The sequence below is a fragment of the Mesorhizobium sp. P3_A8 genome (assembly GCF_056402995.1).
Map to the genome: position 1 here is coordinate 196,322 of NZ_JBFUGI010000006.1, position 26,308 is coordinate 222,629.

Below are 26,308 nucleotides of genomic sequence, written 5' to 3' on the forward strand. Positions count from 1 at the left end.
ATGAATGTTCTCGTCCTCGGCGGCTATGGTTTGATCGGGGACGCCGTCGTTGGCCGTTTGCTCAGCGACGGTCATCATGTGGCCGGTCTCGGTCGCGATATCAGGGATGCGCAACGATGCCGGCCTGCGGTTCGCTGGATCGCGGCAGACATGTCGAAACTGCTCGTCGCTGAAGATTGGCTGCCGGTGGTTGCGGGCATGGACGCGGTCGTCAATGCGGCGGGCGCCTTGCAGGATGGCCCGCGCGACCGCCTCGACGCCATTCATCGCGGCTCGGTGGTAGCGCTGGTCGCGGCCTGCGAACAGGCCGGCGTGCGCCGTTTTGCGCAGATCTCGGCGATCGGCGTCGATGCCGCGTCATCGGACGCCTTCTTCAACACCAAGGCGCAAGGCGACAAGGCCGTCACAAACTCTTCGCTGGAGTGGACGATCCTGCGACCGGGTCTGGTGATCGCGCCGGCCGCTTATGGCGGCACCGCACTTTTGCGCGCCCTTGCGGCCTTTCCCGTTTTTGTTCCCGCCGTCATGGCGCGGCAGCCGATCCAGACCGTGGCGGTAACGGACGTTGCCGAGGCGGTCTCGCGCGCGGTTGCCGGATCCCTGCCGCCGCGGCTTGCGATCGATCTCGTTGAAACCGAGGCCCGTTCGCTGGCTGATGTTCTCTCAGCCTTTCGGGCATGGCTTGGCCTGCCGCCGGCCCGAATCGTGCCGATGCCGGCCATTGTCGGCCGGCTTGCCGCCGTCATTGCGGACGGCCTCGGCCTGCTTGGCTGGCGATCGCCTTTGCGCAGCGCAGCCCTGGTCGCGCTGGCGCGTGGCGTGACCGGCAATGCCGGACCCTGGAACGATGTGAGCGGCCACCCGCTTCAACCTCTGGAGGCGACGCTGGCCGCCATGCCCGCCCATGTCCAGGAGCGATGGTTCGCCCGCCTCTGGCTGCTGAAACCGGCCGTGTTCGGCGTGCTCTCGCTGTTCTGGCTGGTGTCCGGCATCGTCGGCTTTATCAGGCAGGATGCGACTGCCGACATTCTGGTGTCGCATGGCCTGTCGCCTGCGCTTGCGCTCGGAATGGTGCTTGCCGGAAGTGTTGCCGACGTCATTGTCGGAGCCGCTGTTCTGGTGCGGTCCTACGCGCGCCTGGCGCTGATGGGGATGATTGCCATCACCTTGGCCTATCTCAGCGCGGCAACCATACTTGCACCCGATCTGTGGCTCGATCCTCTGGGGGCAATGGTCAAGGCCGTACCCGCGCTTTGCCTTGTCCTGGTGGCGCTGGCGATTTTGGACGAGCGATGAGCCTCTGGGTCGACATACTGCGCTGGCTGCATATCATCGGCGCCACGGTTCTCTTTGGCACCGGCGCCGGCATCGCCTTCTTCATGCTCATGGCGCAGCGCACCGGCCGCGCCGACCTCGTCGCCCATGTCGCGGGCACGGTCGTCATCGCCGACACCATTTTTACGGCGACCGCCGTCATCGTCCAGCCGATCACCGGCGTGCTGCTGGCGCAGGCAGTGGGCTGGCCGCTCTCCGAAGGCTGGATTGTGCTGTCTTTGCTGCTCTATATCGTGACCGGCCTGTTCTGGCTGCCGGTGGTCTGGATTCAGATTCGCATCCGCAACCTGGCGCGACAGGCTGCCATCGAAAACGCGCCGCTGCCGCCTGAGGAAAAGCGTCTGTTCCGCATCTGGTTTGTGTGCGGCTTTCCGGCTTTTGCCGCCGTGCTTGCCATCCTGTGGCTGATGGTCACCAGGCCCGAGATAGGGTTTTAGCCCATCGCTTTCTGCCGGGCTCGTCTGGCGGGTTGCTCAATCTGCCTTTTCGGTCTTGGCGAAGCTCGATCGGGCCGCGATGCGGCCCCACCAGGCGTGGATCTCGGCAAATTGGGCCAGGCGCTTCTGGCCCTCAGCGACTTTCAAGAAATAGCCGATGATCGGTGCCGCATGCAGGTCGGCCAGCGTCAGTTGATCGCCGAGCAGCCACGGGCCGGGAGCCTTGAGCGAGGTTAGCACCCGCAGCACTTTTTCGGCCTGGCGCAGTCCGTTGGCGATCAGGCTCTCGTCCGGCTCAGCCTTTTCCAGCCGTTCCACTGCGACATCCCAAACCATCGCCCTGTAGGCATAAGCGTCGAGCATGCCTGTCATCTGGCCCATCCTCGCGCGGCCGCGCGCATCGGCGGGCTGCAGTGCCGGCCCGTCGAAGGCCTCGTCGACATAGCGCGCGATTGCATTTGTTTCGAACAGCCGAAACCCATCATGTTCGAAGGCCGGGATGCGACCGAAAGGATGGTGCTCCAGATACCAGGCCGGGACGCCCTCGGCGGCGAAGATATCGAGCGGCACGAGCTCGTACTCGATGCCTTTCTCCTCCAGCGCCATCCGTGCGATGCGCACGTAAACGCTGTAGTCCGCGCCGTAGAGAGTTGGCCTGTTCAAGTTGTTTCCTCGCCGAGCTGAAGCCAAATACGCAAGTTCCCGACCGATTCGAAGCCGGCTGTACGCGCCGCCCGCAAAGCAGCACCGCGCTCATATCCCACGAGCGGAAGACCGTTGGCGTAGGTAAGGGCGGCATTTGCTGCATCTTGATAGACGGGTTCTGCGTCGTCACCTTTTGCAAAGACATTCGATAGGCCCATGGCCTCCGACGAGCGGTTCACGATGCAGCCGGCGTCAAAGCCCGCGGTGGTGGCACGCCCTAGAAATGCAACGTTTGGGTTATCGAGTATCGACGGTGGGAACACCCGTCGGTCGGTTGGGTTGTCTGACGCCCATGCATCTTCCCAGGCATGGAGCGCTTCGGGATCACAGATGCGCCGCCATCCGGCAGCCCAGCCGCCGCCGGTCCTTGCGATCGCGCTGTCCGGATCGGCCCATATCCAGCTTGCGTCGAAGAGAACCTTGAACCCGATGTCGGCCAGGTCGAGACGACAAAATCCGTCCTTGACCGCAAAGGGACCGTCAAGCAACGAACTCAGGTGCTTGACTGCTTCGAGCTGAAGTTCGATCGCATCAGGATCCAGCGTTGTCATATTTGAATAGTATGGTGGAGCCGGCGTATCGCTCCACCACAGGAACAAGTTTCGGTGTTCCCTCAACCGGTGAGCCCGAAACACCGCTTCGTAGAGATCGGCGTTGTTTGCCGCACAGATGCGGACCTTGTCTGCCAAGGTCCGCATTGTCATGTCAGGCCATCGCCTTCTGCAGATTCTCGTCGATTTTGTCGAGGAAGCCGGTGGTCGACAGCCAGGGCTGATCGGGACCGATCAAGAGCGACAGGTCCTTGGTCATGAAGCCGGATTCGACTGTCTGGATGCAGACCTTTTCCAGCGTGTCGGCAAACCGCTTCAGCTCGGCATTGTCGTCGAGCTTGGCGCGGTGGGCGAGTCCGCGCGTCCAGGCGAAGATCGAGGCGATCGAATTGGTCGAGGTTTCCTCGCCCTTCTGGTGCTGGCGGTAGTGGCGGGTGACGGTGCCGTGCGCGGCTTCCGCTTCCACCGTCTTGCCATCCGGTGTCATCAGCACCGAGGTCATCAGGCCGAGCGAGCCGAAACCTTGCGCCACTGTGTCGGACTGCACGTCGCCGTCATAATTCTTGCAGGCCCAGACATAGCCGCCAGACCATTTGAGGGCGGAGGCCACCATGTCGTCGATCAGGCGATGCTCGTACCACAGCTTCTTCGCCTTGAACTCGGCCTCGAATTCAGCCTCGTAGACTTCCTGGAAAATGTCCTTGAAGCGGCCGTCATAGGCCTTGAGGATGGTGTTCTTGGTCGAGAGATAGACCGGATAGTTGCGCAGCAGGCCGTAGTTCAGCGAGGCGCGGGCAAACTCGCGGATCGAGTCATCGAGATTGTACATGGCCATGGCCACACCGGCGCCGGGCGCATCGTACACATCATGCTCGATGACCTGGCCGTCCTCGCCGACGAACTTGATCGTCAGCTTGCCCTTGCCGGGGAAGCGGAAATCGGTGGCGCGGTACTGGTCGCCGAAGGCATGGCGGCCGACGATAATCGGCTTGGTCCAGCCCGGCACCAGGCGCGGCACGTTCTTCATGATGATCGGCTCGCGGAAAATAGTGCCGCCGAGGATGTTGCGGATGGTGCCGTTCGGCGACTTCCACATCTTCTTCAGCTTGAATTCCTCGACGCGCTGCTCGTCGGGCGTGATCGTCGCGCATTTCACGCCGACGCCCCATTTCTTGATGGCGTTGGCCGAATCGATGGTCACCTGGTCGTTGGTGGCGTCGCGGTGTTCGACGCCAAGGTCGTAATATTCAAGCTTCAGGTCGAGATAAGGGTGGATCAGCTTGTCCTTGATGAACTGCCAGATGATGCGGGTCATCTCGTCGCCGTCGAGTTCGACGACCGGGTTCGCCACCTTGATCTTCGCCATGAAAGAATGCCTCGTTGCTGGGATATGGGACGGCCTTGCCCGCGTCGGGTTCGGCCAGGGGATGCCGCCCGTATATCAAAGCGCTTTTGGCCGCGCAAACGCCGATCGGTCACGAATGTGAGGCTGTCGCTGCGATCATTTGCCAAAGCTTCATTTTCGCGGCGGAATATGGCAGGGAACGCTGAAATGCCGCAAACAGCAGTTCATTGACAATTATGCCCGTCACCAAAGATCCCGATAGCACCACGGTCGCCGGTCCGGCCATCATCCTCGTCGAGCCGCAGCTTGGCGAAAACATCGGCATGGTCGCCCGCGCCATGGCCAATTTCGGCTTGGCCGAACTGCGCCTCGTCAACCCACGCGATGGCTGGCCGAGCGAGAAGGCGCGCGCCGCCGCCAGCCGTGCCGACCATGTCATCGACGCCGTGAAGGTGTTCGACGATCTGGCCTCGGCGCTGGCCGATTTGAACTTCGTTTTCGCCACCACCGCCAGGCAGCGCGACGGCTTCAAATCCGTGCGTGGCCCAGTCGAGGCGGGCAGGGTGCTCCGCGCCCGTCACACCATGGGGCAGCGTACCGGCATCCTGTTCGGCCGCGAGCGCTTCGGTCTCTACAATGACGAGGTCGGCCTTGCCGACGAGATCGTCACCTTTCCCGTCGACCCGGATTTCTCCTCACTCAACATCGCCCAGGCCGCCTTGCTGATGTCCTATGAGTGGATGAAGTCGGGTCTCGAGGACGAGACGAAGACCAATTTTTCGGGTCCGGAGATGAAGCCGGCCAGCAAGGAAGAGCTGCACGGCCTGTTCGCCTATCTGGAGGGCGCGCTGGAGGCGCGCGGCTATTTCCGGCCGGCGCCGAAGAAGCCGAAAATGGTCGACAATCTGCGCGCCGTGCTGACGCGCGCCGGCTTCGCCGAACCGGAGCTCAAAGTACTGCGCGGCATTATTTCCTCACTCGACAGGTTTTCCCCGGCGATGCCGCGTGGCGATGGCTCGCCGGGAGACGATCCAAGAAGGCTTCCAGCCGCTGCACGAAGCCGGGCAGCAGACAAGGAAGATTAAGGTCAATAAGCTTCGAACGTCTGGAGTAACAAAATATTATTCGGTTCTGATCCATCCTTATCGAAACTATGGGGGTGGCATATGTTTGCGTCCAGTATAGGTCGGATGCGCTTCTTCCTTTACTCTCTCGGCCTGTCGGTGGCCGAGGTGGTAGCGATCATCATCTGCATCATGGGCACGATCGGCTTCGAAGGGCTGGTCTATTCGGCGCCAGGCCCGTCACGGCAAGGCATGGCCGGTGCGGTACTGGTCTTCTCGCTCATCTTTGTTGTGCTGCGCGGCAACATTGCCTTGCGCCGCGGCCGCGATRCAAACGGGCGCCGGTGGATCGTGTGGGCCTATATCGTGCTTTCCGGCTTCTACGCCGTTCTGCAAGCAGGCACGCTGCTGGTCATCAAATTCGGCGATCCGGAAAGCGTGCCCGGCGGGCTGAACCTGCTTGGCCTTTCCATATTCGGCCTTTGGTGCAGCATCCTGTGGGCAAAGCCTGTCGCCGGCAGCAACATCGAAGAACTGACCTCCATGTTCGACTTTGACGGCCCGCTGCCAACGTCCGCCCGCGCCGACCGAACCGCAGCAAGCACTGTCCCGGCTACGCCGCGTGTCGCCGCTGCACGCGTTGCGCCAGCGCCGCAGCCTTTCGGCAGGCCGCGCCCCGCCGGCTTCGGCAAGCGTGGGGGGTGAGGCCCAGAACTGCGCAAAACTTGCGAGCATTCGCCACTTCAAGACCATGATCGTTGCGGATAGAAACGGCATTGGCCAAATCACTGGCCAGCCTCTTTCCGTGGTCCGATATTCATGAACGATCGATCAAGCCACCGCCCGATCCTGATGTTCGATTCCGGCGTCGGCGGGCTGACGGTGTTGCGCGAGGCGCGCGTGCTGATGCCGGACCGGCGCTTCATCTATGTCGCGGACGATGCGGCTTTCCCCTTCGGCGCCTGGGAAGAACCGGCGCTGCGGACCCATATACTGGAGCTGTTCGCCAGGCTGCTCGACCGGTTTGAACCGGTCATGTCCGTCATCGCCTGCAATACCGCCTCAACGCTGGTGATCGACGCGCTGCGCGACGCCTTTCCGGGCCATCCCTTTGTCGGCACCGTGCCGGCAGTCAAGCCGGCGGCCGAGCGGACGCGGTCAGGCCTGGTCTCGGTGTTGGCGACGCCAGGCACGGTGAAGCGGCAATACACGCGTGACCTGATCAGCAAGTGGGCACAGAAATGCCATGTCCGCCTGGTCGGCAGCGACAGGCTGGCGGGACTTGCCGAAGCCTATATGCGGGAGGGCTTTGTCGACGAGGAAGCCGTGCGCGCCGAGATCGCTCCCTGTTTCATGGAGCGTGATGGGATGCGGACCGATATCGTCGTGCTGGCCTGCACGCACTATCCGTTTCTGGTCAACCGTATGCGCAAGACTGCGCCCTGGCCGGTCGACTGGATCGATCCGGCCGAGGCGATCGCCCGGCGCGCGCTTTCGCTGCTGCCGCCCGTCGATGGGCCGCTGCCGCAAGGCGAGCCGGATATCGCCGTCTTCACCTCCGGCAAGGCCGACTTTGCCGTCAGCCGGCTGATGCAAGGCTTTGGACTGGTCGTAAGCCACACGGCGGCGGAAACGTCTGCCGCTTAAACAGGTTCAAAGACGATGCTGCGCTGATCCGGGTCTGCCGAGACCAGCTTCAGCGTGACACCATCACCCTGCTTGAGCCCGGAGGCCTTCAGGTTGGCAACGACAGGCATGTCGGCAAGCTGGATGCGCACGCCATGGTTGACGTCGGTGACAACGGCCTTGAACGTCTCCCCCTCGCGTCCCCTGAGCATCACCGCCTCGGCAAGATCGATGGCCGCATGGTTGATCTGCGAAGCGCGGGCATCCGAACGTCCCATCACTTTCGGCAATCTGGCGAACGCGTCGGTGACGGCTTGCGGCACGGGCTGGCCGTTGGCGATTGCCAGCACACAGCGCACGACATAGCGGTCGGCCAGTCGCCTGAGTGGCGCCGTGGCATGGGCATAGGTCGCAGCCATCGCCTCGTGCCACGGGACAACACCCTCCTGATAGGGTTGGTAGGACGCGCCGGAGCTTGCATGGCGGATTTCCAGCATCAGCGCCGCCTGCTGCTTGTTGGTCGGATCAAGGGTCCGCTGATAGTCGTGCAAGCTGGTCGAGGCCGGCCAGGATAGCCCGAGAGCCTGCGCCGCATTGCGCAGCCTTTGCACCTTGGAAGCGTCCGGCTCCGACATCACCCGGAATAACCCGGTATGGTGCGCAAACATGGCGTCGGCGATCGCCATGTTTGCAGCCAGCGAAAGCGCGGCGTTGTCTTGTTCGGATTGCAGCATCGGTCTGAACGAAAGCTTGAATGTGCCGTCGTCGAGCCTTTCCACCTCCTGTTCGGGCGGGTCGACGCGGGACGCGCCACGACGCTGCTCATTCATTGCCATGCGCCGCGCCATTTCGGCGAAGCCGGCGGGAACGTCGGAGAACTTCACGCTGTCATAGGCGAGCTTCGCGCGGCTTTGAATGATTGCCCGCTCCGCGCCGTCCAGTTTTGTCGCACCGTCTTCCGCGATGCGGACCGTGAAGATGACAGCTGGACGCGGTCCATCCGGCAACAGGCTCGCTGCACCCTCGGCAAGTACCGGCGGGTAGAGCCCGGCCTTGCCGTCCGGCAGGTAAAGCGTCTCGCCCCGCGTCCAGGCTTCGAGATCGATCGCGTCGCCGTCCTCGACGAACCAGGCGACGTCGGCAATGGCATAGTGCAGCAGAAGATCACTGCTGCTCGCCTCGATCGAGAACGCTTGGTCGAGATCGGTGGAGGCAGCCGGATCGAGCGTGACGAAGGGCATCGCTGTTCGATCGGCATGCTGGTTCGGCACACGTCTAGCCGCCGCCTGCGCCGCGGCCATGACCTCAGCCGGAAATCCATCCGGCACGTGGAATTCGGTGCGGATTTTCGCCAGGCCGGTGGAGAGCGCTTGTGAGGGGTCGGTCAGAGACTTCATTCAGCTGTCCTACACCGGCGCTTCGGACACGGGAAGGCTGTCGACGAACTCGCCAATGCCGGCAGCCTGATGGGTTGGGCAGCAGCTGGTCGAAGACCTGGGCCGCTGACGCTGGAACTGCCGCCTAAGCTCGGCGTTCACCTGACAGCAAAGGAGAAAAATCATGCCTGCCAAATCACAAGCTCAGCAAAAGGCCGCCGGCGCGGCGCTTTCCGCCAAGCGCGGCGAGACCAAGAAAGGTGAACTCAAAGGCGCGTCTCGCGAGATGTACGAATCGATGACCGAAAAGCAGCTTGAGGAATTCGCTGAGACCAAGCGCAAAGGCCTGCCGAACAAGAAATCATGAGTTGACCATCAATGATGGTGGTAATCGCAGCGCTTCACTTTCTTCGTGACCCAGTGGGGACCGCCATTGCTCCAGACTCGTCTGGTGATCTTGACCCAATGGCAGTTGTTTTTTCCGCCGGCCACAGCGAGGTTGGCGAAGCGAGTAGGGTCGGGCCTGCAAGCAGCGCGACCAAAACCAAGGTTGCTGTCTTCATAGGGCTCTCCATTGCCTGGCATTCGATTTCTAGCGAATCGCGGCAATCATCCCCAATCACGAAGTCGCGAACCTTAGCAGGCTGGCCACGGGCGTTCCCGGATTTCACAGCCGTTCAATGCGAAAGGGCCAGCGACGGATCGCTGGCCCTCCTGGATCTTGGCACTCCAAGACATCAAAGCTTGTTTCGTGCCTGAGCCGGTTTCACCAGCGGTGGCAGCGCCTTACCTTTGTCACGATCACCTTGCGATGACCGTGCCGCCACACCACTTTCTTCTTGACGATGACGCGGCAGACCTGTTTGTGGCCGTGCCAATGGCGCGCCATGGCCGGTTCCGGCGCCACCGCCATCGAACCTGCAAGCACCGCAGCGCCCGCCAAGGTAAGGAAGAACTTCTTCATGCTAATTGGACTCCTCTAGCTCCAGTCCCTTCCTGGTGCCGTTGGCGCAAAACCTCCCGCCACATCCGGCATCGCACAACGTCGAGGACGGTATATGGTTGCGCCGTGCCGAGCCAGGCGAAAGCTTGACACCGGTTAAATCTCGGTTTAACCAGCCGCCAACGCCGGGCAGCGATGTCCGGTGTTTGTTTTGTATGCGCAAGACCGGTTGCCTTGGTTTCTGGTTTTGTTTGAACTGACGTGTCCCGTGGGTTTTCCGCCGCGTTGCGTGGGAAAACCCTGTCAGGTCTCGAAAACGGAGGCCAGAGGAGGGCGCGTTTCCTTCACCCGGACCATGAGGTGCCGGGTGTGTTGTTTTGAAAAGGGAATGCGATGAGCAAGCGCGAATCCGCGAAGTACAAGATCGACCGCCGTCTCGGCGAAAATATCTGGGGCCGCCCGAAGTCCCCGGTCAACAAGCGTGAATACGGCCCCGGCCAGCACGGCCAGCGCCGCAAGGGCAAGCTTTCCGACTTCGGCCTGCAGCTGCGCGCCAAGCAGAAGCTGAAGGGTCACTATGGCGACGTTTCGGAAAAGCAGTTCCGCAAGGTCTATGAAGAGGCCGATCGCCGCAAGGGCGACACCTCGGAGAACCTGATCGGCCTGCTCGAGTCGCGTCTCGACGCGGTCGTCTACCGCTCCAAGTTCGTGCCGACCATTTTCGCTGCCCGTCAGTTCGTCAACCACGGCCACGTCAACGTCAACGGCAAGCGCGTCAACATCGGCTCGTACCGCTGCAAGCCGGGCGACGTCATCGAAGTGCGCGAAAAGTCGAAGCAGCTGGTCATCGTCCTGGAATCGGTCGGCCTCGCCGAGCGCGACGTGCCGGACTACATCGAAGCCGATCACAACAAGATGGTCGCAACCTTCTCGCGCATTCCCGGCCTGGCGGACGTTCCGTTCGCCGTGCAGATGGAACCGAACCTGGTCGTCGAATTCTATTCGCGCTAAGCGAATGCTTTTCCGCGATACCGAAAAGGCCGCCCTTCGAGGCGGCCTTTTTGTTTCACGCATCCGCTTTGCGGTTTCGATTCTCCGGCCGATGCGCTAATCCGGGCGGACGTCACATCCCCGGGGCCGCCGCGCCATGAATATGCAGCCAGACATCGAGACGCTAGAACCGATCGCCGAGGGCGGTTTTCATCCGCTGTTCGCCGATGTGCCGTCCTCGGTCGAATTCAACAAGCTGCGCAAGCGGCTGCTGCGGTTGACCCGTCAGGCGACCGAGGATTTCTCGATGATCGTGCCCGGCCAACGCTGGCTGGTCGCGCTGTCGGGCGGCAAGGATTCCTACGGCCTGCTCGCCATCCTGCTCGACCTCAAATGGCGCGGGCTGCTGCCGGTCGAATTGCTGGCCTGCAATCTCGACCAGGGCCAGCCGAACTTCCCAAAACACATCCTGCCCGACTATCTCAACGCCAACGGCATTGCCCACCGCATCGAGTACCAGGACACCTATTCTGTCGTCACCGACAAGCTGCCGCAGGGCAGCACCTATTGCTCGCTCTGCTCGCGGCTGCGGCGTGGCCATCTCTACCGTATCGCGCGCGAGGAGGGGTGTTCTGCATTGGTGCTTGGCCACCACCGCGAGGACATTCTCGAAACCTTCTTCATGAACCTGTTCCATGGCGGCCGTCTCGCCGCCATGCCGCCAAAGCTGCTCAATGACGAAGGCGACGTCATGGTGCTGCGGCCGCTGAGCTATTGCGCCGAGATCGACCTCGAAAAATTCGCCGCCGCGATGCGGTTCCCGATCATCCCTTGCGACCTCTGCGGCAGCCAGGAAGGCCTTCAGCGCAACGCCATGAAGGCGATGCTGGACGACATCGAAAAGCGCATGCCCGGCCGCAAGGACACGATGATCCACGCGCTGTCCAACACCAGGCCGTCGCATCTGCTCGACAGGAAACTGTTCGATTTCGCCGCTCTCAACGAAACCCTCACACGCAGGCAAGATGCTCCCGATGACATTTGACGACAACGCGATCGACTGGCTGGCCAGCCTGCTGGCCGAGGCGGCCGACACCGAAATCATGCCCCGCTTTCGCCGGCTGGGCGATGGCGACGTCAGACAGAAAACCTCCGCCGCCGATCTGGTGACGGAAGCCGATGTCAACGCCGAGCGGCTGATCACGGCGCGGTTGCGCGACCGCTATCCCACGGCGATGGTCGTCGGCGAGGAAGCCTGTTCCGACAATCCGGCGCTGCTCGATGGTCTGGGCGACGCCGATCTGGCCTTCGTCATCGACCCGGTCGACGGCACCTTCAATTTCGCCTCGGGCGTGCCGCTGTTCGGCGTCATGCTTGGCGTCGTGGTCAAGGGGGAGACGGTCGCCGGCATCATCCATGATCCCGTCGGCAAGGACTGGCTGATCGGCGCCAAGGGTGCCGGCAGCCATATCCGCCACGCGCATGGCACGCTGGAGACGGTGCGGGTTGCCGCGAGCGCGCCGATCTCAGAGATGACCGGCGCGGTCTCCTGGCAATACATGGCCGAGCCCGACCGTACGCGGCTGGCCTGCAACCAGACCAAGACGCTGTCGCAGTTCAACTACCGCTGTGCCGCCCACGAATACCGCTTGCTGGCGAGTGGCCATGGCCATTTCGTCGTCTACAACAAGCTGATGCCGTGGGATCATCTCGCCGGTGTGCTGATCCATGCCGAGGCTGGCGGCCATGCCGCGCGCTTCGACGGCACAGCCTATCTGCCGTCGCATGTTGGCGGTGGTTTGCTGGTCGCTCCCGACCGGGAAAGCTGGCAGGAGTTGCGCCGCGAACTGTGGGCTGCGTAGGATAGTTTCTTGCGGCGAGCGCTTGAACCGTCGGATTTGCGCGGCCGAAGAGTTGGTGCTTTCGTGGGGGCTCTCTCGGATGAAACCTCGGTTTGCAATTTTTGCGGCGGCTCTTGCCGCAATCTTGTTTGCAAACGCCAACGCGGCAATCGCGCAAGAGCGCCCCTGCCACAGTCGTGATCCCGTCGACACCCTCAAGGAGATGTCGGACGCTATCTATGCCTGTTGGAAACCGCCAGCGGGAACCGCGGGCATGTCCCTGACATTGCAGTTCTCGCTTCGCCGCAACGGCACGCTGATCGGCAAGCCTCGCGCCACCTATTCGGATCTCGGGACCGATCCGCAACTCAGCCGGGCCTTCGTGGCATCCATCCTCAAGGCCCTCAACGAGGCTCTGCCATTGCCCTTTTCAGACAGTATGGGCGGAGCAATCGCGGGGCAGATGCTTGCGCCTCGCTTCACAGCGGCGCTTCAAAGTGCATCCTGATGCGCCCTAATGCAGGTCGGTAACATGCCCTGAAACAGGTGGGTTGTGCGGCTGGAACATCTTGCCGCGCTCAGCGATGAGGATCATCAGCAGCGCCGCGACCGAGACGCTGCAGAAGCCGGCGGCAAGCGGCGTCACCGTGCCGTTGAAAGCCTGGCCGATCAGCGTGCCGAGAATGCCGCCGAGAAATGTCTGCATGAAGCCCAGGATGGACGAAGCCGTGCCGGCCAGTTGCCCGAGCGGCTCCATGGCCAGTGCATTGAAATTGGCGCCAAGCGCGCCGAACGGAAGCATGGCGCTGGCAAAGAAGGTGACGAACAGCCAGAGCGGCATCTTGATTTCCAGCGAAACCACCAGCCAGACCAGGCTGATGACCAGAAACAGCAGCAGCGCGCTCTGCGACAGGCGGCGCATGCCGATACGGCCGACAAGGCGCGAGTTCAGAAAATTGGAGAAGGCGAGCACGGCCGCAACCCCGGCGAAGATGACCGGGAACATCTCGCCGACATTGAAGATGTCGACATAGATCTGCTGCGCCGACGCGATGAAGCCGAACATGGCGGCAAAGACGAAGGTGCTGGCAAAGGCATAGCAGAGCGCGATGCGGTTGGTGAGCACGATGCGGAATCCTCCGACAACGGAGGAGACCGAGAGTGGCCGGCGATATTCGGGCCGCAGCGTTTCAGGCAGGCGCAGCAGCGACCACGCCGAGACGATCAGCGCGCCGACGGCCATGGTGACGAAGATGTAGTGCCAGGTTGCGAACAGCATGATGAACTGGCCGATGCCGGGCGCAATGACGGGTATCGCCATGAACACCATGAAGATCAGAGACATGACCTCGGCCATGCGTCGGCCTTCGAACGTATCGCGCACGATCGAGACCGCGATGACGCGCGTGGCGGCCGCGCCAATGCCTTGCACGACCCGGCATATCAGCAGCGTTTCAAAGCTTGGCGCGATGGCGGCGGCGGCGGCCGCTGCCACGTAGATGATCAGTCCGGCGACAAGCGGCGAGCGGCGGCCGAACCGGTCCGAGATCGGCCCGAAGAACAGTTGTCCGCCACCAAAACCCAGAATGTAGGCGGTGATCACATATTGCCGGTGGTTTTCATTCTCGACGCCGAGCGAAGCGCCGATCTGCTGCAGCGCCGGCAACATGATGTCGATGGCCAGCGAATTCAGCGCCATCAACGCCGCGCAGAGAGCAATGAACTCCCAGCGCGGAATAGGCAGTTTGATTGCCAATTGCGGCGCTGATGATTGCTGGTCCACGGCAAGTCCGATCTCTCAAGCAAAAATGCGCCGGCGGGCCGGCGCATTGGCTCGTCTTGATCCCCAAATCAGGGACATAAAAGTTGCCGAGGTGGGGCTGCCCCGGTGTTCAGTGCAGTCGCTAGACCAGCCCGAAACCGAAATCAGGCGGTGGCTTTGACGCTCACGCCCTTGTCGACGAGGAACGTCTGCAACTCGCCGGCCTGGAACATCTCGCGGATAATGTCGCAGCCGCCGACGAACTCGCCCTTGACGTAGAGCTGGGGGATCGTCGGCCAGTTGGAATACTCCTTGATGCCCTGGCGCAGCTCTGCCGAGTCCAGGACATTCACGCCTTTGTAGTCGGCGCCGATATAGTCGAGGATCTGGACGACCTGGCCGGAAAAACCGCATTGCGGGAAACCGGGCGTGCCCTTCATGAAAAGCACGACGTCGTTGCCCTTCACTTCATTGTCGATGTAGTCGTTGATACCGCTCATGGAACATCCTTTCACGCCTGTGGGAGTCAGGCTCGAAGCATGTCCTTCAAATAAACCCATAGGTTGCCCGAAACAAGACATTAGCCGTGCCATGGCCGAAATGGCGCAAGAGATGGGCCGTATTGGGCCAAGCGGGTGTCGGTTGGAACGGCCTCAGTCGGGAACGCTGGTCTGCAGGGCAAGCGCGTGCAGCACGCCGCCCATATTGCCCTTCAGCGCGTCATAGACCATCTGGTGCTGCTGGACGCGGCTTTTTCCGCGAAAGCTCTCGGCAACGACTTCGGCAGCATAATGGTCGCCATCGCCGGCGAGGTCGCGGATCGTCACCTTGGCGTCCGGAATGCCGTCCTTGATCAGTTTTTCGATGTCGTGGGCATCCATTGCCATTGTGCAATTCCTGTTTCGGGCGGGCGGCGGCGCCCGTGCGATGAGAGTCGGGGTAAACCTAAAGCCTTTCCGGCCGCGATTGAAGCCGTTCCGCACAGCACTGGCGCAATTGTCGCCTACGACGCACTGTCGTCCGGACGGGCAGCATCGGCTGTGGGGTCGTCTTCACGCATCGAGAAGGCGCGGCCAAGGCTGAAGACCAGCACGTAGAGCGGGATGTTGACCGCCAGGTTGGCGATCGGCAGATAGCTGGTCATCCGCCAGACGGGCGAGAAGAACGGCTGGCCGTAACCATCGCAGGCCAGCGAAGAGCCATACTCCCACAGGGCTCCGAGGATGGCTGCAACGGCGAAAAGCTTGATGCAGGTGACGACCCGGCCTGTCCTTGCGGGTTCCGGCAAAAGCCGGCTCCAAAGCACGAGGCAGACGATCGGAACCGCATAGATCAGGTTCTGCAGCACCAGCATGGGCAGCGTGCCATTGGCCGAAGCCAGGAACTGCTCACGCCTTTCCAGCAGCGGGCAAAGCTCGCTCGAGGTCGTCGACAGCAGGAAAAAGACGAACGGCCCGAGGAGCCAGAAGAAGAACAGCGACGGCCAGAAGACGACTGCAAGCAGCGCCCGGACGGCCAGTTTCCTGTGATCGAGCATGATCTTTTTCCGAAAACCGGGTTCCACTTTTCGGGATCATGCTCTGCTCAACTGGCCTGGTCCATGAAGCGGGGGAACCAGCCTTCATGAGCGGCGGTCAAGTCGCTGACCGGGATTGCCCTGGCGTCGCCGAGCTTCAGCGTGTTGCCACCGGTCGAGCCGATCCACGGCGCGAAGATGCCGAGTTCGCCCTGCTGCTTGCGGATGGAGTCCCATTCCTCGCCATGCGGATCGATCGACAGCGTCAGCAGATAGCGGCCCTGATCCTCGCCGAACCAGACCGGGATCGGGTCGGTGCCGACCAGCCCGGGAACGGTCGCGCCGATGCCCGACGCCATCGCCATTTCAGCCAAAGCCACGGCGATGCCGCCATCGGAAACGTCATGGGCAGCCGTGACGATGCCCGATGCGATCAGCGAGCGCACATGATCGCCGACGCGCTTTTCATGCGCGAGATCGACCGGTGGCGGCGGACCGTCGGTGCGGCCATGGATGTCCCTGAAATAGACGGACTGGCCAAGATGCGTGCCCCAGGAGGCGGGGGCGCCGACCAGTAGGATCATCTGGCCCTCAGCCGCAAAGCCGGTCCGCACCATCTTCGACCAATCGGCGATCAGGCCGACGCCGCCAATCGTCGGTGTCGGCAGGATGCCCTGGCCGTTGGTCTCGTTGTAGAGCGAGACATTGCCCGACACGATCGGGAAGCCGAGCGCGCGGCAGGCATCGCCAATGCCTTTCACCGCGCCGACCAGCTGGCCCATGATCTCGGGCCGCTCAGGATTGCCGAAATTGAGGTTGTCGGTGGCGGCCAGCGGCAAGGCCCCGGTGGCGGTGAGATTGCGCCAGCATTCGGCGACAGCCTGCTTGCCGCCTTCGTAAGAATCGGCCTCGCAATAGCGCGGCGTCACGTCGGAGGAGAAGGCGAGCGCCTTGGTCGCATGGCCTTCCACCCGCACCACGCCGGCATCGCCGCCGGGAAGCTGCAGCGAATTGCCCTGGATCAACGTGTCATATTGCTCCCACACCCAACGGCGCGACGACAGGTCCGGGCCGCCGAGCAGCTTGAGCAGCGCATCGGCAACGTCGGCCTGCGGAACGTCATTGGCGGCAAGCGGCGCCGGCTTCTTCGGCTCGATCCAGGGCCGGTCATATTCCGGCGCCTTGTCGCCGAGATCCTTGATCGGCAGATCAGCGACCTGGTCGCCCTGATGCAGCACGCGGAAGCGCAGGTCGTCGGTGGTCTTGCCGACAATGGCGAAGTCGAGGCCCCATTTGTGGAAGATCGCCTCGGCTTCCTTTTCCTTCTCGGGGCGCAGCACCATCAGCATGCGCTCCTGGCTTTCCGACAGCATCATCTCGTAGGCGCTCATGCGCTCCTCGCGCACCGGCACCTTGTCGAGGTCAAGCTCAATGCCGAGGTCGCCCTTGGCGCCCATTTCGACCGCCGAACAGGTGAGGCCGGCCGCGCCCATGTCCTGGATGGCGATGACGGCGCCCGACGCCATCAGTTCGAGGCAGGCCTCGAGCAGGCATTTTTCGGTGAAGGGATCACCGACCTGCACGGTCGGGCGCTTCTCGTCGATCTTGTCGTCGAATTCGGCCGACGCCATGGTGGCGCCACCGACGCCGTCGCGGCCGGTCTTGGCGCCGAGATAGACGACCGGCAGGCCGACGCCCTTGGCTTCCGACAGGAAGATGGCATCGGTCTTGGCGAGGCCCGCGGCAAAGGCGTTGACCAGGATGTTGCCGTTGTAGCGGGCGTCGAAATTGACCTCGCCGCCGACCGTCGGCACGCCGAAGGCGTTGCCGTAGCCGCCGACGCCGGAAACCACGCCGCTGACCAGATGCCGCGTCTTGGGGTGGTCCGGTGCGCCGAAGCGCAGCGCGTTCATCGCCGCGATCGGCCGCGCGCCCATGGTGAAGACGTCGCGCAAAATGCCGCCGACGCCGGTCGCCGCGCCCTGGTAAGGCTCGATGTAGGAGGGATGGTTGTGGCTCTCCATCTTGAAGACGACGCAGTCGCCGTCACCAATGTCGACCACGCCGGCATTCTCGCCCGGCCCCTGGATGACCTGTGGCCCGGTGGTGGGCAGCGTGCGCAGCCACTTCTTCGAGGATTTGTAGGAACAGTGCTCGTTCCACATCGCCGAGAAGATGCCGAGCTCGGTAAAGCTCGGCTCGCGTCCGACGAGGTCGAGGATGCGCTGATATTCGTCGGGCTTCAGCCCGTGCGCGGCAATGAGCTCTGGGGTGATCGGCACGGTATTGGAAATGGTCATGGGCGGCGATTTATGTCCATGGGAGCGGGGATTTTGAGTCCCCTCATATCGCAAGCTTTGCGGCCGATACACCCGTCGAGCGTGGAAAAAAGACAGAAAGCAACAAGGTGATGACCGGGATGGCCTTCACAGTGTGGAATGCAAAGCCGAATGGAACGCTACGATGTGCCGGCCGTTAGGTCTCAACCACTCAGGAGACCGGACCATGGCGACCAAGCAAGGCAAGAAAGACAATCGCCTCTCGGACAAGGAGGCCATGCATATTGCCGAGACCACCGACGTTTCGCCCGGACAGGCCAAGGAACTGGCTGAAAAGCTCGGCAAGGACAAGGCCAGGAAGGAAGCAGCCAACTTCAAGGCCGAAGGCTGAGCCAGGCCGAGCTCTCTCAGGAGAAGCTGTCGTAGCCGGCGCGGCCCTCATCGAGGAGGCGCCGAAGCACTGCAACACCGTCGGCGACATCGCCGCGCTGCCTCGGCTGCGAAACGCCGAAGCGGATGCCGTGAAAGACTTGCTCGGAGCGGCCGGCCTTGAATTCATCCTCGTCGTCGATCAGCACACCATGTTCCAGGCAGGCATTCTTGAAGGTGCCGGAAAGCCACGGGTCGGGCAAAGTCAGCCAGACAAAGGGCACTTTGTCGTGCGACTTGAACGCGAAGCCGGCCAAAGTCTCGCGCACGATCGCGATGCGGGCGCTGATTTCGGCAATGCTGCGCTTGCGGATATCGCTGGCCTGACCGGAAAGCACCAGGCGGGCATTCACCTCCGCCAGCAGGAAGGGCATGCCGCCGGTCATCATCTTGTGGGCGACACGGATCCGATGGCGATAGGCGGGCGGGCAGGAGAGCCAGCCGCCGCGCATGCCGGCCGCGACCGACTTCGATAGGCCGCCGGCAACGATGGTTCTCTCCGGAGCATACTCGGCAAGCAACGGTGTCGGATCATCGGTCAGGTGGCCGTAGAGATCGTCTTCGATCAGAATGACATTGTATTCACGCGCGACCCGCGCGATCGCCTCGCGGCGCGCCGGCGACAAGGTCACCAGCGTCGGATTCTTGGCCGTCGGCATCAGGAAGATCATTCTGGGATGCTTTTGCGCGCAGACGCGCTCGAAATCGGCCGGGTCGAGGCCTTCCTCGTCCGATGCCACCAACGCCGTGCGCCGGCCGATCAGCCCGGCGCTGCGCGAGATCTGCGAGTAGGTGAGGTGCTCGAAGGCGACATAATCGCCGGGCGTAGTGAGTGCCGCGATCGCCGCCATCACCGCGGCATGGGTGCCGAGCGTCGGAACAATGCTGTCGGCGGCCGGGCGGAAGGCGTTGCGCGACAGCCAGCGGGCGCCGGCTTCGTACCATCGGCCAGGAAAATCGCGCGTATAGCTTGAAATCTCGTGGGGATGATCCTGCGCGGTGCGCGATAGCACCTCGGCGACATCAATGCCCTGGCCGACATCGGGCGCTGCCGTGCTGTCGAAACGCAGCTTGTCCTGCGGCGCATCGACATAGCGTGTGCCTTCCGCACTGACGTCGGGAGCCCCTGGTTTCACGCCGTCGGCGCGCTGGCCGAGCACATAGGTTCCCCGCCCGACTTCGCCGCTTACCAGCCCGCGCTCGCGCAGCAATTGATAGGCCCGGCCGACCGTGCCGACGGTGGTGCCGATGTCGTAGGCGAGGTCGCGCTGCGGCGGCAGTTTTGTTCCGGCACCGATCACGCCCTGATCGATGCCTGCTTCAACGGAGGCGGCAAGGCGTTGATAGAGCGGCCCGGCGCCGGCGGTCAGATCTGGAAGCCAATTTGTCATGGTGACAATTTTCTATATTGCACCGAAATGTGAGTCAATACATATCAGTCGCGCACCAAAAGGGGTGCAATTGATACTTTTGGCAGAAAGAAAATGGATACAATCGCGACAATCCGTCATTCAAGCGCCGCGTTTCCAAGCGAAACGCTACCCCCGTCAGGTCGTCGTGGCTTTGTCGGCCGTCTGGTATGGGTGGTCAGCTCGCTGGCGAAATGGATCGGACACTTGCTGGAGCGTCGCCGCAGCCGGCTGGCATTGCTGGAAATGACCGACGATCAGCTCAAGGACATCGGTGTCTCGCGCTGCGATGCCCACAGTGAGGGTATCAGACCTTTCTGGGAGTAGAGGCCGATCTCAAGCGCGTCGCGCCTGAACGGATTCATGCGACGCGCTTTAGATCGTTGTCTCTATGCATGTCGTTCTCCCAAAACCGGGGCCACTTTTGGGCGACATGCATTAACGGACCCGTTTGGTTCCGCGATGGCCGATGCCGCGATCGATAAAAACGGCAACGACGCAGATTACCAGAAACAGTGCGGTGATGGCTAGCGCCGCAATGGCGACGCTGGCTGCACCGTTCTTGGCGACGTCGAGGAAGGGGTAGGGCACCTCGCCAGCGAATGGTGCCCGTACCAGCGCATAGGCCAGATAGGCGATTGGGTAGAGCACCCACCAGGAAATGTCGCTCCACCTTGTTTTGCCGTCGGCGCCCGCTATCAGCCACCACAGCACGAACAGCACCGGCGTTACGTAGTGCAGCAGCACGTCGCAGAGCAGGAACAGGCCTTGCGGCTGCCAGAGCTGTGCGAGAACCGTGGCATAGACGATGAAGACCAGGGTGATCGAAACCGCGACACCCGCGCGCATCCGGGAGCCGGCGAAGGCCGGCAGCCACGCATAGCCACTGGACGACAGCAGCGAGGTGTAGACGAGCACCGCGCCGATGTTGGTCAGGATGGTGAAGAAGCTGAGCAGGAAGATGATCGACCCGAGCAGGCTGCGGCCGGCTTCCATCGACGCTGGAATGCTGATGCAGAACTGCAGGACGAGGCCGGCCAACCCGATGGCCAGACCCACCACCTGCAGGAAGCGGCCCATGGTCAGGCGGTCGCGGCGCAAGCCGGATTGCCGGCTTGCCAGCGGGCAATGTCCGAGCCGATGCGCGCGCCGAGCGGATCGTTCATCAAAGGCCCGAAGGCGTCGACGCGGCTCGAATTGCCTTGCGCCTGCACGACCAGCAACGGCTTGCCGCCATAATGCTTGGCCGGCACCAGCAGGAAACGCGGCGTGCCGCTGAACGAGTTCAGCTCATTGGCCATCTGATATTGCTTGAAGGCCGGGTCCTTGCTGGCGATCCAGCATTTGTGTGCGGCGATCGCCACCTGTTCCATGGCCAGCAACGAGGCGCTCTTGCCCGAGGGGACAGGCGTGCTCTTCGGGGTCGATTGGCACGACGCCAAGGCAAAGCCTGCCGCGGCAACCAGGGCGATCGTCTTGCTCTTGATCAAGCGGCACCCATCTCGAGTTCGGACAGAAAGATTTTCAGGCCGTCGGTCATCTCGCCCCATACACGCGACAAAGCCGGATGCTGCGAAGCGATCTGCTCATAGGCATCGAACTTGGGGTAGGCATTGAGCAGGTCGTGGCGGCCCGTCATGGCGCGGAAATTGTTGAAGATGAAGCGAGTCGGCGTCAGCCACGCATCGGCGAAGCTTATGTCGTTGCCGAGCGCGAAGGGACCTTGCGCCATGCGCGCCTCGATCGCCGCCAGCCCGTGATGCAGGCGGGCGAATTGGGCGTCGATCTCGGCATTGTTTCGCTTCTGGACGAAATGCAGTTCGAAAAGCTTCATCGTCGGCGTCAGCACGTCGAGATCGGTGATGCGGGCGAACATGCGCACCAGGGCGCGGTCCTTGGAATCGGGCGGCAGCAGCGCTGGTTCCGGAAACCGTTCCTCGAGATATTCGGCGATGACCACCGATTCGACGATGGTTTCACCCGAGCCGGTGATCAGCACCGGAATCCGGTTCATCGGCGAGATGGCGCGAAACTCTTCGGGGATCGGAAAACCCGGCGGCGGCGCGATGATCTTGAGCGGCACGTCCTTGATGTAGGCCAGCGCCCGCACGATCGACGAGTAGGGCGACAACGGCCGCGAATAGAGTTTCATGACCGTCTCTCTCCCCAGAGCAATGGACGTGATGTCCTTGTAAACTTTACCGCATTTGCGGTTGAAATCGTCAAGCGGCGATGCCGAGCGCACCTTCGAAGAGCGCACGACCGTCGCTGCCGCCATGGGCGGCTTCGATCAGGTTTTCAGGATGCGGCATCAGGCCGAGCACATTGCCTTGTTCATTGATGATGCCGGCAATGTCGTTGATCGAGCCATTGGGGTTGGTGCCCTCGGCATAGCGGAACACCACCTGGCCTTCGCCTTCGAGGCGGGCAAGCGTGTCAGTGTCGGCGAAGTAATTGCCGTCATGGTGCGCCACCGGCGAGCGAATGATCTGGCCCGGCTGATAGCGGCGGGTGAACATGGTGTTGGCGTTGGTGATCTCGAGCTTGATCTGCCGGCAGACAAACTTCAGCGAGGTGTTGCGCATCAAGGCGCCAGGCAACAGGCCGGCCTCGACCAGGATCTGAAAACCGTTACAGACGCCGATGACGGTTACGCCCTCGGCGGCCTTTTCGGCGACCGCCCGCATCACCGGCATGCGCGCGGCGATCGCGCCGCAGCGCAGATAGTCGCCGAAGGAGAAGCCGCCTGGAATGGCGATCAGGTCGACATCGGGGATTTCGGTGTCGGTCTGCCAGACGGTGACCGGTGGTTTTCCCGAAATCTTGGTCAGCGCCGCGATCATGTCGCGGTCGCGGTTGAGGCCAGGCAGGAGGACGACAGCTGATTTCATGGCAATTCCCGTTCGAGCAACTCAAGCAGATACCGGGGTGGAACGTGGTTGGTCAACCAGACACCATTATCGGAGAGAAAGAATGACACCCCGTCCTTCGTCATGGACGCCGAGTCGACCTGCAGGATAACACTTTTCCCGGCGCGGCGCCGCGCGACGATCAGAGCCGTTTCGACATCCTTTGACAAGTGAACATGCCGGCGTGACTGGCTGGTCAGGCCTTCGCGCAAAATGCCGGGAAGAAACGCCTCCTTGGTGCCGTGGTAGAGGACATTGGGCGGAATCGATGGCGGCAGGCCGAGATCGACATCGACACTGTGACCCTGCACGGCACGGATGCGATCGCCCTCGACGGCAAAGCGCTTCTTCGGATTTTCCTCAACGACGCGCAAAACGTCGGCGGTCGATGCGCCGAATTTTTTCTGGATGACCGCGCAAAGCGCGCCGAAATCAGCCCAGCCGTTTTCGTCGAGCGACAATCCCGCCTCCTGCGGCGCGTGCCGCAGGACCAGGCTCATGAATTTCGAGATTTGCGTGTCGTTTGCCATTTAAGAAGCGGTCGCGCCACTGTGCTTGGGCGGCTTTATTCCAGTCCGTCCATCTATCGCTTGCCGGTCTAACGAGCGCGAGGCTTCCGGTCAAACCGCTCGCGCCAGGATTTTCTTGCCAAGAAACGGCCGCGAAGTGTTCGGGCAATTACTGTTGATTAAGTCTACGCCCATGTCGGCGGTATCCGAGAGAAATGTATCGACGATTTTATACGATACGAATCCCGAAATTAACGTCTCTGCCTCGTAAGATGAAGTTGTAGAAAAGGGCAGTGGTTCGAGTGGACAGCGACAAGATCAAAGAGCGTGAAAACGTTCGACGCAGCATGTGGGTTTCGGCAACGATCATAGCATCGCTTTGCGCGTTTACTTTCATGCTGGTGTGGGATGTTAGCGCCTCTACCGGAACGCTTTTTTCGACCTGGCTTTCTCTCGATACGGACCTGGGAGCATGCGCTGTCTCGTTCACGCGCCTGCTGCTGGCAACCACGATCATCTCGGCCGGCCTGGGCGTCATATCCGCGGGGCTGGTCGTCTCGGATCTGATTGATGTCTTCAGCTACAAGAGAAGCTTTCGCGTTTACCGCAGGCTTTTCGTGGCAGGGGCGGTCCTTACAGTATTGTTGCTGGTGCCGCTTATTTCGAAAGACGTTGGGTGGTATGCGGGCGGCCGTCACGGCATGTCACGGATCGATCTCGCGAACGCCTGTGTCGCCAGCCACTACACCACTTTCTACAGACTATACTGGCACCTTCTCATCGTCGTCATCCTGGGGTGGGCCAGCATGATGGTGTTGACGATCCTGCGGCGCGCAATCATCGACGGGCGCGATCCGAACGAGCTTTCCGACGATCCGCGAGTCAGGGAAATCCAGCTGCGAGCCCTGAAATGGTCTCAGCGCCGCATGGCGGTTGGACGAATCGCGTTCAAGCTCGCGGCGACCATTCTGGCCGCGGCGCTGTTCTTTGGCGGCGCGTCGTCCATGAAACCCGCCATTGCCCGGTTCATTCACACATTCACCTGGGAACGGCAAAAAGCGAATGTGGTCGAGACCGGCATGCAATGCGTGCTGGAAGTCAAAGTCAGGCGCGAATGGGTGGAGCGGTCCCGTTCCGATTGCTCTCGCGACGCCGAAATGATCCCTTCAACGCCGACGCCGGGCACGGGTGTCTGGCGAATCACGAAAGTCCCGACCGCAAAGCTTGCCTATCGTGCTCCGGACGGTGGCCAATACTCGTTCGACGTGGTCGGAGATTTTTATGTGAACTTCCCGACGTCAGTTGGGGCCGAGATCGAGGTGCTGCGCAATCCGGCCAGCCCGGAGGGGATCGACAAGGTAGTCGATAATGGCGACATCCAGCGAATGGCCTACAAGCTGCTCATGATCGTCATTGGCGCCGTTGCGATCTACTTTTTGTGGGTTCGCAGACAACAGAACCCGCGCCCGGTCTAAGCAGATCATTGCTGGCGCCAGGAGTTGGCCGTTGTTCCAACTCCGGCCATGCCAACTCCCAATTATTGGAGAGAAGGCGGCTTCAGCCCAGCGTTACGCTGTAATTCTCGATCACCGTATTCGCCAGCAGCTTGTCGCACATGGCTTTCAGATCGGCCTCGGCTTTAGCCTTGTCGCTTTCGGCCAGCTCGACGTCGAACACCTTGCCTTGCCGCACCGCGCCGACGCCGCCGAAGCCCAGGCCGGACAGCGCGTGTTCAATCGCCTTGCCTTGCGGGTCGAGAACACCGTTCTTGAGGGTGACGGTAATGCGGGCCTTGATCACGCTGGACATGCTCCTGTTCTAAAGTATCGATCGCAGGCCGCTATCAGTGCGGCTTGCCTTTGACGCCGTCGGTCGAGGCGACAAGCACCGGACCGGTGGGGCGTGGCGGTTCATTCTCGTTCATGATGCCGAGGCGGCGTGCGACTTCCTGATAGGCTTCGACGAGCCCGCCCATGTCGCGGCGGAAACGGTCCTTGTCGAGCTTATCCTGCGTCGCCACGTCCCACAGGCGACAGGAATCCGGCGAAATCTCGTCCGCGACGACAATGCGCATCATGTCGCCCTCGAACAGGCGGCCGCACTCGATCTTGAAATCAACGAGCTGGATGCCGACGCCCATGAACAGGCCGGAGAGGAAGTCGTTGACGCGGATGGCGAGCGCCATGACGTCGTCGATCTCCTGCGGGCTGGCCCAGCCGAAGGCGGTGATGTGCTCTTCCGACACCATCGGATCGTCGAGCGCATCGGCCTTGTAGTAGAATTCGATGATCGAGCGCGGCAGAACGGTGCCTTCCTCGATGCCGAGGCGCTTCGACAGCGATCCGGCGGCGACGTTGCGCACCACCACTTCGAGCGGGATGATCTCGACTTCCTTGATCAGCTGCTCGCGCATGTTGAGCCGGCGGATGAAGTGGGTCGGGATGCCCATGCGGTTCAGATGGTTGAAGATGTACTCGGAAATGCGGTTGTTGAGCACACCCTTGCCGTCGATGATCTCGTGTTTCTTCTTGTTGAACGCGGTTGCATCGTCCTTGAAGAACTGGATCAGCGTACCCGGTTCCGGTCCCTCATAGAGGATCTTGGCCTTGCCTTCATAAATGCGGCGGCGATTTTTCATCTGAATTTTTCTCTGGATTTGCGGGCAGGCGGCAAGCGACCAGTTCCTGTCCGTCTGCCTAAATTAGTGCGGCGACGGTTGGGGTTCAATGCCGGGTCTATCCCAATCACACCGTTTGCTCAATCGGCAAATCCTTCCAATCAACCGCTTTCGGGACTGAAATGCCGCAGCGCAGCATATGACGAAGCGTATTGACCGGCCCGCGACCTTTTGGTTTGTGCTTCGGCAACACACATATCACCTGTCAACGAATCGAATTTGACCCGGAGGGACGCCATGAGCAGCATGAAAGACCGCGAAGAAGGCTTCGAGCGCAAATTTGCATTCGACGAGGAGCTTCGGTTCAAGGCCTCAGCGCGCCGCAACAAGGCGCTCGGCCTGTGGGCCGCCGAAAAGCTCGGAAAGTCGGGCGCTGACGCTGATGCCTACGCCAAGGAAGTCGTCGTTGCCGACATCGAGGAAGCCGGCGATCACGACGTGTTTCGCAAGATCCGCAAGGATTTCGATGCCGCCGGCGTCGAACAGTCCGACCATCAGATCCGCCGCACCATGGACGAACTGATGGCGCAGGCGATCGAGCAGATCAAGAACACCTGATCCCGGTCGACGCAGGTTTTCGCAAAGTGCCCCACCGTTTGCGACAG

General features: G+C 61.9%; 32 protein-coding genes. 14 read left to right on the forward strand and 18 right to left on the reverse strand.

From position 1 onward, the window contains the following. Entirely contained in the window at window positions 1-1,296 is a 1,296-nt protein-coding gene (locus tag AC1DX4_RS16235; RefSeq protein ID WP_477221263.1) for an SDR family oxidoreductase, read from the forward strand. After that, window positions 1,293-1,772 (forward strand): DUF2269 family protein, encoded by a 480-nt coding sequence (locus AC1DX4_RS16240; protein ID WP_477221264.1) that lies wholly within the window; start codon window positions 1,293-1,295, stop codon window positions 1,770-1,772. Before AC1DX4_RS16235 ends, AC1DX4_RS16240 begins: the two co-directional genes overlap by 4 nt. 36 nt (window positions 1,773-1,808) lie before the next feature. On the opposite strand, the gene AC1DX4_RS16245 is transcribed toward AC1DX4_RS16240, so the two are convergent. Genes AC1DX4_RS16245 through AC1DX4_RS16255 form a run of 3 tightly spaced genes read right to left on the reverse strand, consistent with a single transcriptional unit; the run spans window position 1,809 to window position 4,394 of the window. Beyond that, entirely contained in the window at window positions 1,809-2,435 is a 627-nt protein-coding gene (locus AC1DX4_RS16245) for a glutathione S-transferase family protein (protein ID WP_477221265.1), read from the reverse strand. After that, entirely contained in the window at window positions 2,432-3,181 is a 750-nt protein-coding gene (locus AC1DX4_RS16250; protein WP_477221266.1) for a hypothetical protein, read from the reverse strand. The genes AC1DX4_RS16245 and AC1DX4_RS16250 overlap by 4 nt, the downstream gene beginning before the upstream one ends. Window position 3,182: 1 nt before the next feature. After that, window positions 3,183-4,394, reverse strand: coding sequence for an NADP-dependent isocitrate dehydrogenase (locus tag AC1DX4_RS16255; RefSeq protein ID WP_477221267.1), 1,212 nt, complete (start codon window positions 4,392-4,394; stop codon window positions 3,183-3,185). A 215-nt stretch (window positions 4,395-4,609) separates the two neighbouring features. Between AC1DX4_RS16255 and AC1DX4_RS16260 the strand changes: the two genes are divergently transcribed. From AC1DX4_RS16260 to murI, 3 genes are all read left to right on the forward strand, one after another. Further along, complete coding sequence (locus AC1DX4_RS16260) at window positions 4,610-5,458, forward strand: RNA methyltransferase (RefSeq protein ID WP_477221268.1); 849 nt, start codon at window positions 4,610-4,612, stop codon at window positions 5,456-5,458. 81 nt (window positions 5,459-5,539) lie between these two features. Continuing rightward, window positions 5,540-6,142, forward strand: coding sequence for a hypothetical protein (locus AC1DX4_RS16265; RefSeq protein ID WP_477221269.1), 603 nt, complete (start codon window positions 5,540-5,542; stop codon window positions 6,140-6,142). Window positions 6,143-6,256: 114 nt separating this feature from the next. Then, entirely contained in the window at window positions 6,257-7,084 is an 828-nt protein-coding gene (gene murI / locus AC1DX4_RS16270) for a glutamate racemase (RefSeq protein WP_477221270.1), read from the forward strand. Here the strand turns inward: murI and AC1DX4_RS16275 are convergent. Beyond that, window positions 7,081-8,460 carry an RNB domain-containing ribonuclease gene (locus tag AC1DX4_RS16275; protein ID WP_477221271.1) on the reverse strand — a complete coding sequence of 460 codons (1,380 nt, stop codon included), beginning with the start codon at window positions 8,458-8,460 and terminating at the stop codon, window positions 7,081-7,083. The two genes, murI and AC1DX4_RS16275, sit on opposite strands and share 4 nt — an antisense overlap. A gap of 163 nt (window positions 8,461-8,623) precedes the next feature. Between AC1DX4_RS16275 and AC1DX4_RS16280 the strand changes: the two genes are divergently transcribed. After that, window positions 8,624-8,806 carry a DUF3008 family protein gene (locus tag AC1DX4_RS16280; protein WP_477221272.1) on the forward strand — a complete coding sequence of 61 codons (183 nt, stop codon included), beginning with the start codon at window positions 8,624-8,626 and terminating at the stop codon, window positions 8,804-8,806. A gap of 399 nt (window positions 8,807-9,205) precedes the next feature. Here AC1DX4_RS16280 and AC1DX4_RS16285 read toward each other — a convergent pair whose 3' ends face one another. Beyond that, the gene (locus AC1DX4_RS16285; RefSeq protein WP_477221273.1) at window positions 9,206-9,403 is read right to left on the reverse strand and encodes a hypothetical protein; all 198 of its coding nucleotides are present in this window, start codon (window positions 9,401-9,403) and stop codon (window positions 9,206-9,208) included. A 372-nt stretch (window positions 9,404-9,775) separates the two neighbouring features. On the opposite strand from AC1DX4_RS16285, the gene rpsD reads away from it, so the two are divergent. The 4 genes from rpsD to AC1DX4_RS16305 all read left to right on the forward strand — a co-directional run bounded on the left by rpsD (window position 9,776) and on the right by AC1DX4_RS16305 (window position 12,721). Next, window positions 9,776-10,393 (forward strand): 30S ribosomal protein S4, encoded by a 618-nt coding sequence (rpsD, locus tag AC1DX4_RS16290; RefSeq protein ID WP_027028657.1) that lies wholly within the window; start codon window positions 9,776-9,778, stop codon window positions 10,391-10,393. A 136-nt stretch (window positions 10,394-10,529) separates the two neighbouring features. Continuing rightward, window positions 10,530-11,417 (forward strand): tRNA 2-thiocytidine(32) synthetase TtcA, encoded by an 888-nt coding sequence (gene ttcA / locus AC1DX4_RS16295; RefSeq protein ID WP_477221274.1) that lies wholly within the window; start codon window positions 10,530-10,532, stop codon window positions 11,415-11,417. Beyond that, the gene (locus AC1DX4_RS16300; RefSeq protein ID WP_477221275.1) at window positions 11,407-12,234 is read left to right on the forward strand and encodes an inositol monophosphatase family protein; all 828 of its coding nucleotides are present in this window, start codon (window positions 11,407-11,409) and stop codon (window positions 12,232-12,234) included. Before ttcA ends, AC1DX4_RS16300 begins: the two co-directional genes overlap by 11 nt. Window positions 12,235-12,313: 79 nt before the next feature. Then, window positions 12,314-12,721: a hypothetical protein gene (locus tag AC1DX4_RS16305; RefSeq protein ID WP_477221276.1), complete on the forward strand. Its 408-nt coding sequence runs from the start codon at window positions 12,314-12,316 to the stop codon at window positions 12,719-12,721. Window positions 12,722-12,727: 6 nt separating this feature from the next. Here the strand turns inward: AC1DX4_RS16305 and AC1DX4_RS16310 are convergent, their stop codons facing one another. The 5 genes from AC1DX4_RS16310 to purL form a co-directional block, all read right to left on the reverse strand. After that, window positions 12,728-13,996: a multidrug effflux MFS transporter gene (locus AC1DX4_RS16310; protein ID WP_477221277.1), complete on the reverse strand. Its 1,269-nt coding sequence runs from the start codon at window positions 13,994-13,996 to the stop codon at window positions 12,728-12,730. A 143-nt stretch (window positions 13,997-14,139) separates the two neighbouring features. Then, the gene (gene grxD / locus AC1DX4_RS16315; protein WP_027028661.1) at window positions 14,140-14,475 is read right to left on the reverse strand and encodes a Grx4 family monothiol glutaredoxin; all 336 of its coding nucleotides are present in this window, start codon (window positions 14,473-14,475) and stop codon (window positions 14,140-14,142) included. A gap of 153 nt (window positions 14,476-14,628) precedes the next feature. After that, window positions 14,629-14,862: a BolA/IbaG family iron-sulfur metabolism protein gene (locus tag AC1DX4_RS16320; protein ID WP_010909092.1), complete on the reverse strand. Its 234-nt coding sequence runs from the start codon at window positions 14,860-14,862 to the stop codon at window positions 14,629-14,631. 116 nt (window positions 14,863-14,978) lie between these two features. Further along, window positions 14,979-15,512, reverse strand: coding sequence for a hypothetical protein (locus AC1DX4_RS16325; RefSeq protein WP_477221278.1), 534 nt, complete (start codon window positions 15,510-15,512; stop codon window positions 14,979-14,981). Between the two features lie 47 nt (window positions 15,513-15,559). Further along, on the reverse strand, window positions 15,560-17,791 hold the full coding sequence (purL, locus tag AC1DX4_RS16330; RefSeq protein ID WP_477221279.1) for a phosphoribosylformylglycinamidine synthase subunit PurL: 2,232 nt from the start codon (window positions 17,789-17,791) through the stop codon (window positions 15,560-15,562). Between the two features lie 205 nt (window positions 17,792-17,996). On the opposite strand from purL, the gene AC1DX4_RS16335 reads away from it, so the two are divergent. Further along, entirely contained in the window at window positions 17,997-18,161 is a 165-nt protein-coding gene (locus AC1DX4_RS16335) for a hypothetical protein (RefSeq protein ID WP_477221280.1), read from the forward strand. A 16-nt stretch (window positions 18,162-18,177) separates the two neighbouring features. On the opposite strand, the gene AC1DX4_RS16340 is transcribed toward AC1DX4_RS16335, so the two are convergent. Then, complete coding sequence (locus AC1DX4_RS16340; RefSeq protein ID WP_477221281.1) at window positions 18,178-19,590, reverse strand: aminotransferase-like domain-containing protein; 1,413 nt, start codon at window positions 19,588-19,590, stop codon at window positions 18,178-18,180. Window positions 19,591-19,683: 93 nt separating this feature from the next. Here AC1DX4_RS16340 and AC1DX4_RS16345 point away from each other — a divergent pair, with 93 nt between their 5' ends. Further along, the gene (locus AC1DX4_RS16345) at window positions 19,684-19,935 is read left to right on the forward strand and encodes a DUF1127 domain-containing protein (protein WP_477221282.1); all 252 of its coding nucleotides are present in this window, start codon (window positions 19,684-19,686) and stop codon (window positions 19,933-19,935) included. A 111-nt stretch (window positions 19,936-20,046) separates the two neighbouring features. On the opposite strand, the gene AC1DX4_RS16350 is transcribed toward AC1DX4_RS16345, so the two are convergent. From AC1DX4_RS16350 to AC1DX4_RS16370, 5 genes are all read right to left on the reverse strand, one after another. Then, complete coding sequence (locus AC1DX4_RS16350) at window positions 20,047-20,688, reverse strand: Pr6Pr family membrane protein (protein ID WP_477221467.1); 642 nt, start codon at window positions 20,686-20,688, stop codon at window positions 20,047-20,049. Between the two features lie 2 nt (window positions 20,689-20,690). After that, entirely contained in the window at window positions 20,691-21,098 is a 408-nt protein-coding gene (locus AC1DX4_RS16355; RefSeq protein ID WP_477221283.1) for a hypothetical protein, read from the reverse strand. Beyond that, a complete protein-coding gene (locus AC1DX4_RS16360) occupies window positions 21,095-21,760 on the reverse strand; it encodes a glutathione S-transferase family protein (protein WP_477221284.1) in 666 nt (221 codons plus the stop codon). Before AC1DX4_RS16360 ends, AC1DX4_RS16355 begins: the two co-directional genes overlap by 4 nt. Before the next feature lie 70 nt (window positions 21,761-21,830). Next, entirely contained in the window at window positions 21,831-22,499 is a 669-nt protein-coding gene (gene purQ, locus AC1DX4_RS16365; RefSeq protein ID WP_477221285.1) for a phosphoribosylformylglycinamidine synthase subunit PurQ, read from the reverse strand. Beyond that, window positions 22,496-23,047, reverse strand: a complete 552-nt coding sequence (locus AC1DX4_RS16370; protein ID WP_477221286.1) for an RNA 2'-phosphotransferase — start codon at window positions 23,045-23,047, stop codon at window positions 22,496-22,498. Before AC1DX4_RS16370 ends, purQ begins: the two co-directional genes overlap by 4 nt. Before the next feature lie 281 nt (window positions 23,048-23,328). Between AC1DX4_RS16370 and AC1DX4_RS16375 the strand changes: the two genes are divergently transcribed. After that, complete coding sequence (locus tag AC1DX4_RS16375; RefSeq protein ID WP_477221287.1) at window positions 23,329-24,501, forward strand: hypothetical protein; 1,173 nt, start codon at window positions 23,329-23,331, stop codon at window positions 24,499-24,501. Window positions 24,502-24,583: 82 nt separating this feature from the next. Here the strand turns inward: AC1DX4_RS16375 and purS are convergent, their stop codons facing one another. Both purS and purC read right to left on the reverse strand, forming a co-directional pair. After that, entirely contained in the window at window positions 24,584-24,826 is a 243-nt protein-coding gene (gene purS, locus AC1DX4_RS16380) for a phosphoribosylformylglycinamidine synthase subunit PurS (RefSeq protein WP_027028672.1), read from the reverse strand. Window positions 24,827-24,869: 43 nt separating this feature from the next. Beyond that, window positions 24,870-25,664 carry a phosphoribosylaminoimidazolesuccinocarboxamide synthase gene (gene purC / locus AC1DX4_RS16385; RefSeq protein ID WP_027057170.1) on the reverse strand — a complete coding sequence of 265 codons (795 nt, stop codon included), beginning with the start codon at window positions 25,662-25,664 and terminating at the stop codon, window positions 24,870-24,872. Window positions 25,665-25,940: 276 nt separating this feature from the next. Between purC and AC1DX4_RS16390 the strand changes: the two genes are divergently transcribed. Then, window positions 25,941-26,261 carry a DUF1476 domain-containing protein gene (locus AC1DX4_RS16390; RefSeq protein ID WP_172229436.1) on the forward strand — a complete coding sequence of 107 codons (321 nt, stop codon included), beginning with the start codon at window positions 25,941-25,943 and terminating at the stop codon, window positions 26,259-26,261. The last annotated feature ends 47 nt before the right edge of the window (window positions 26,262-26,308 follow it).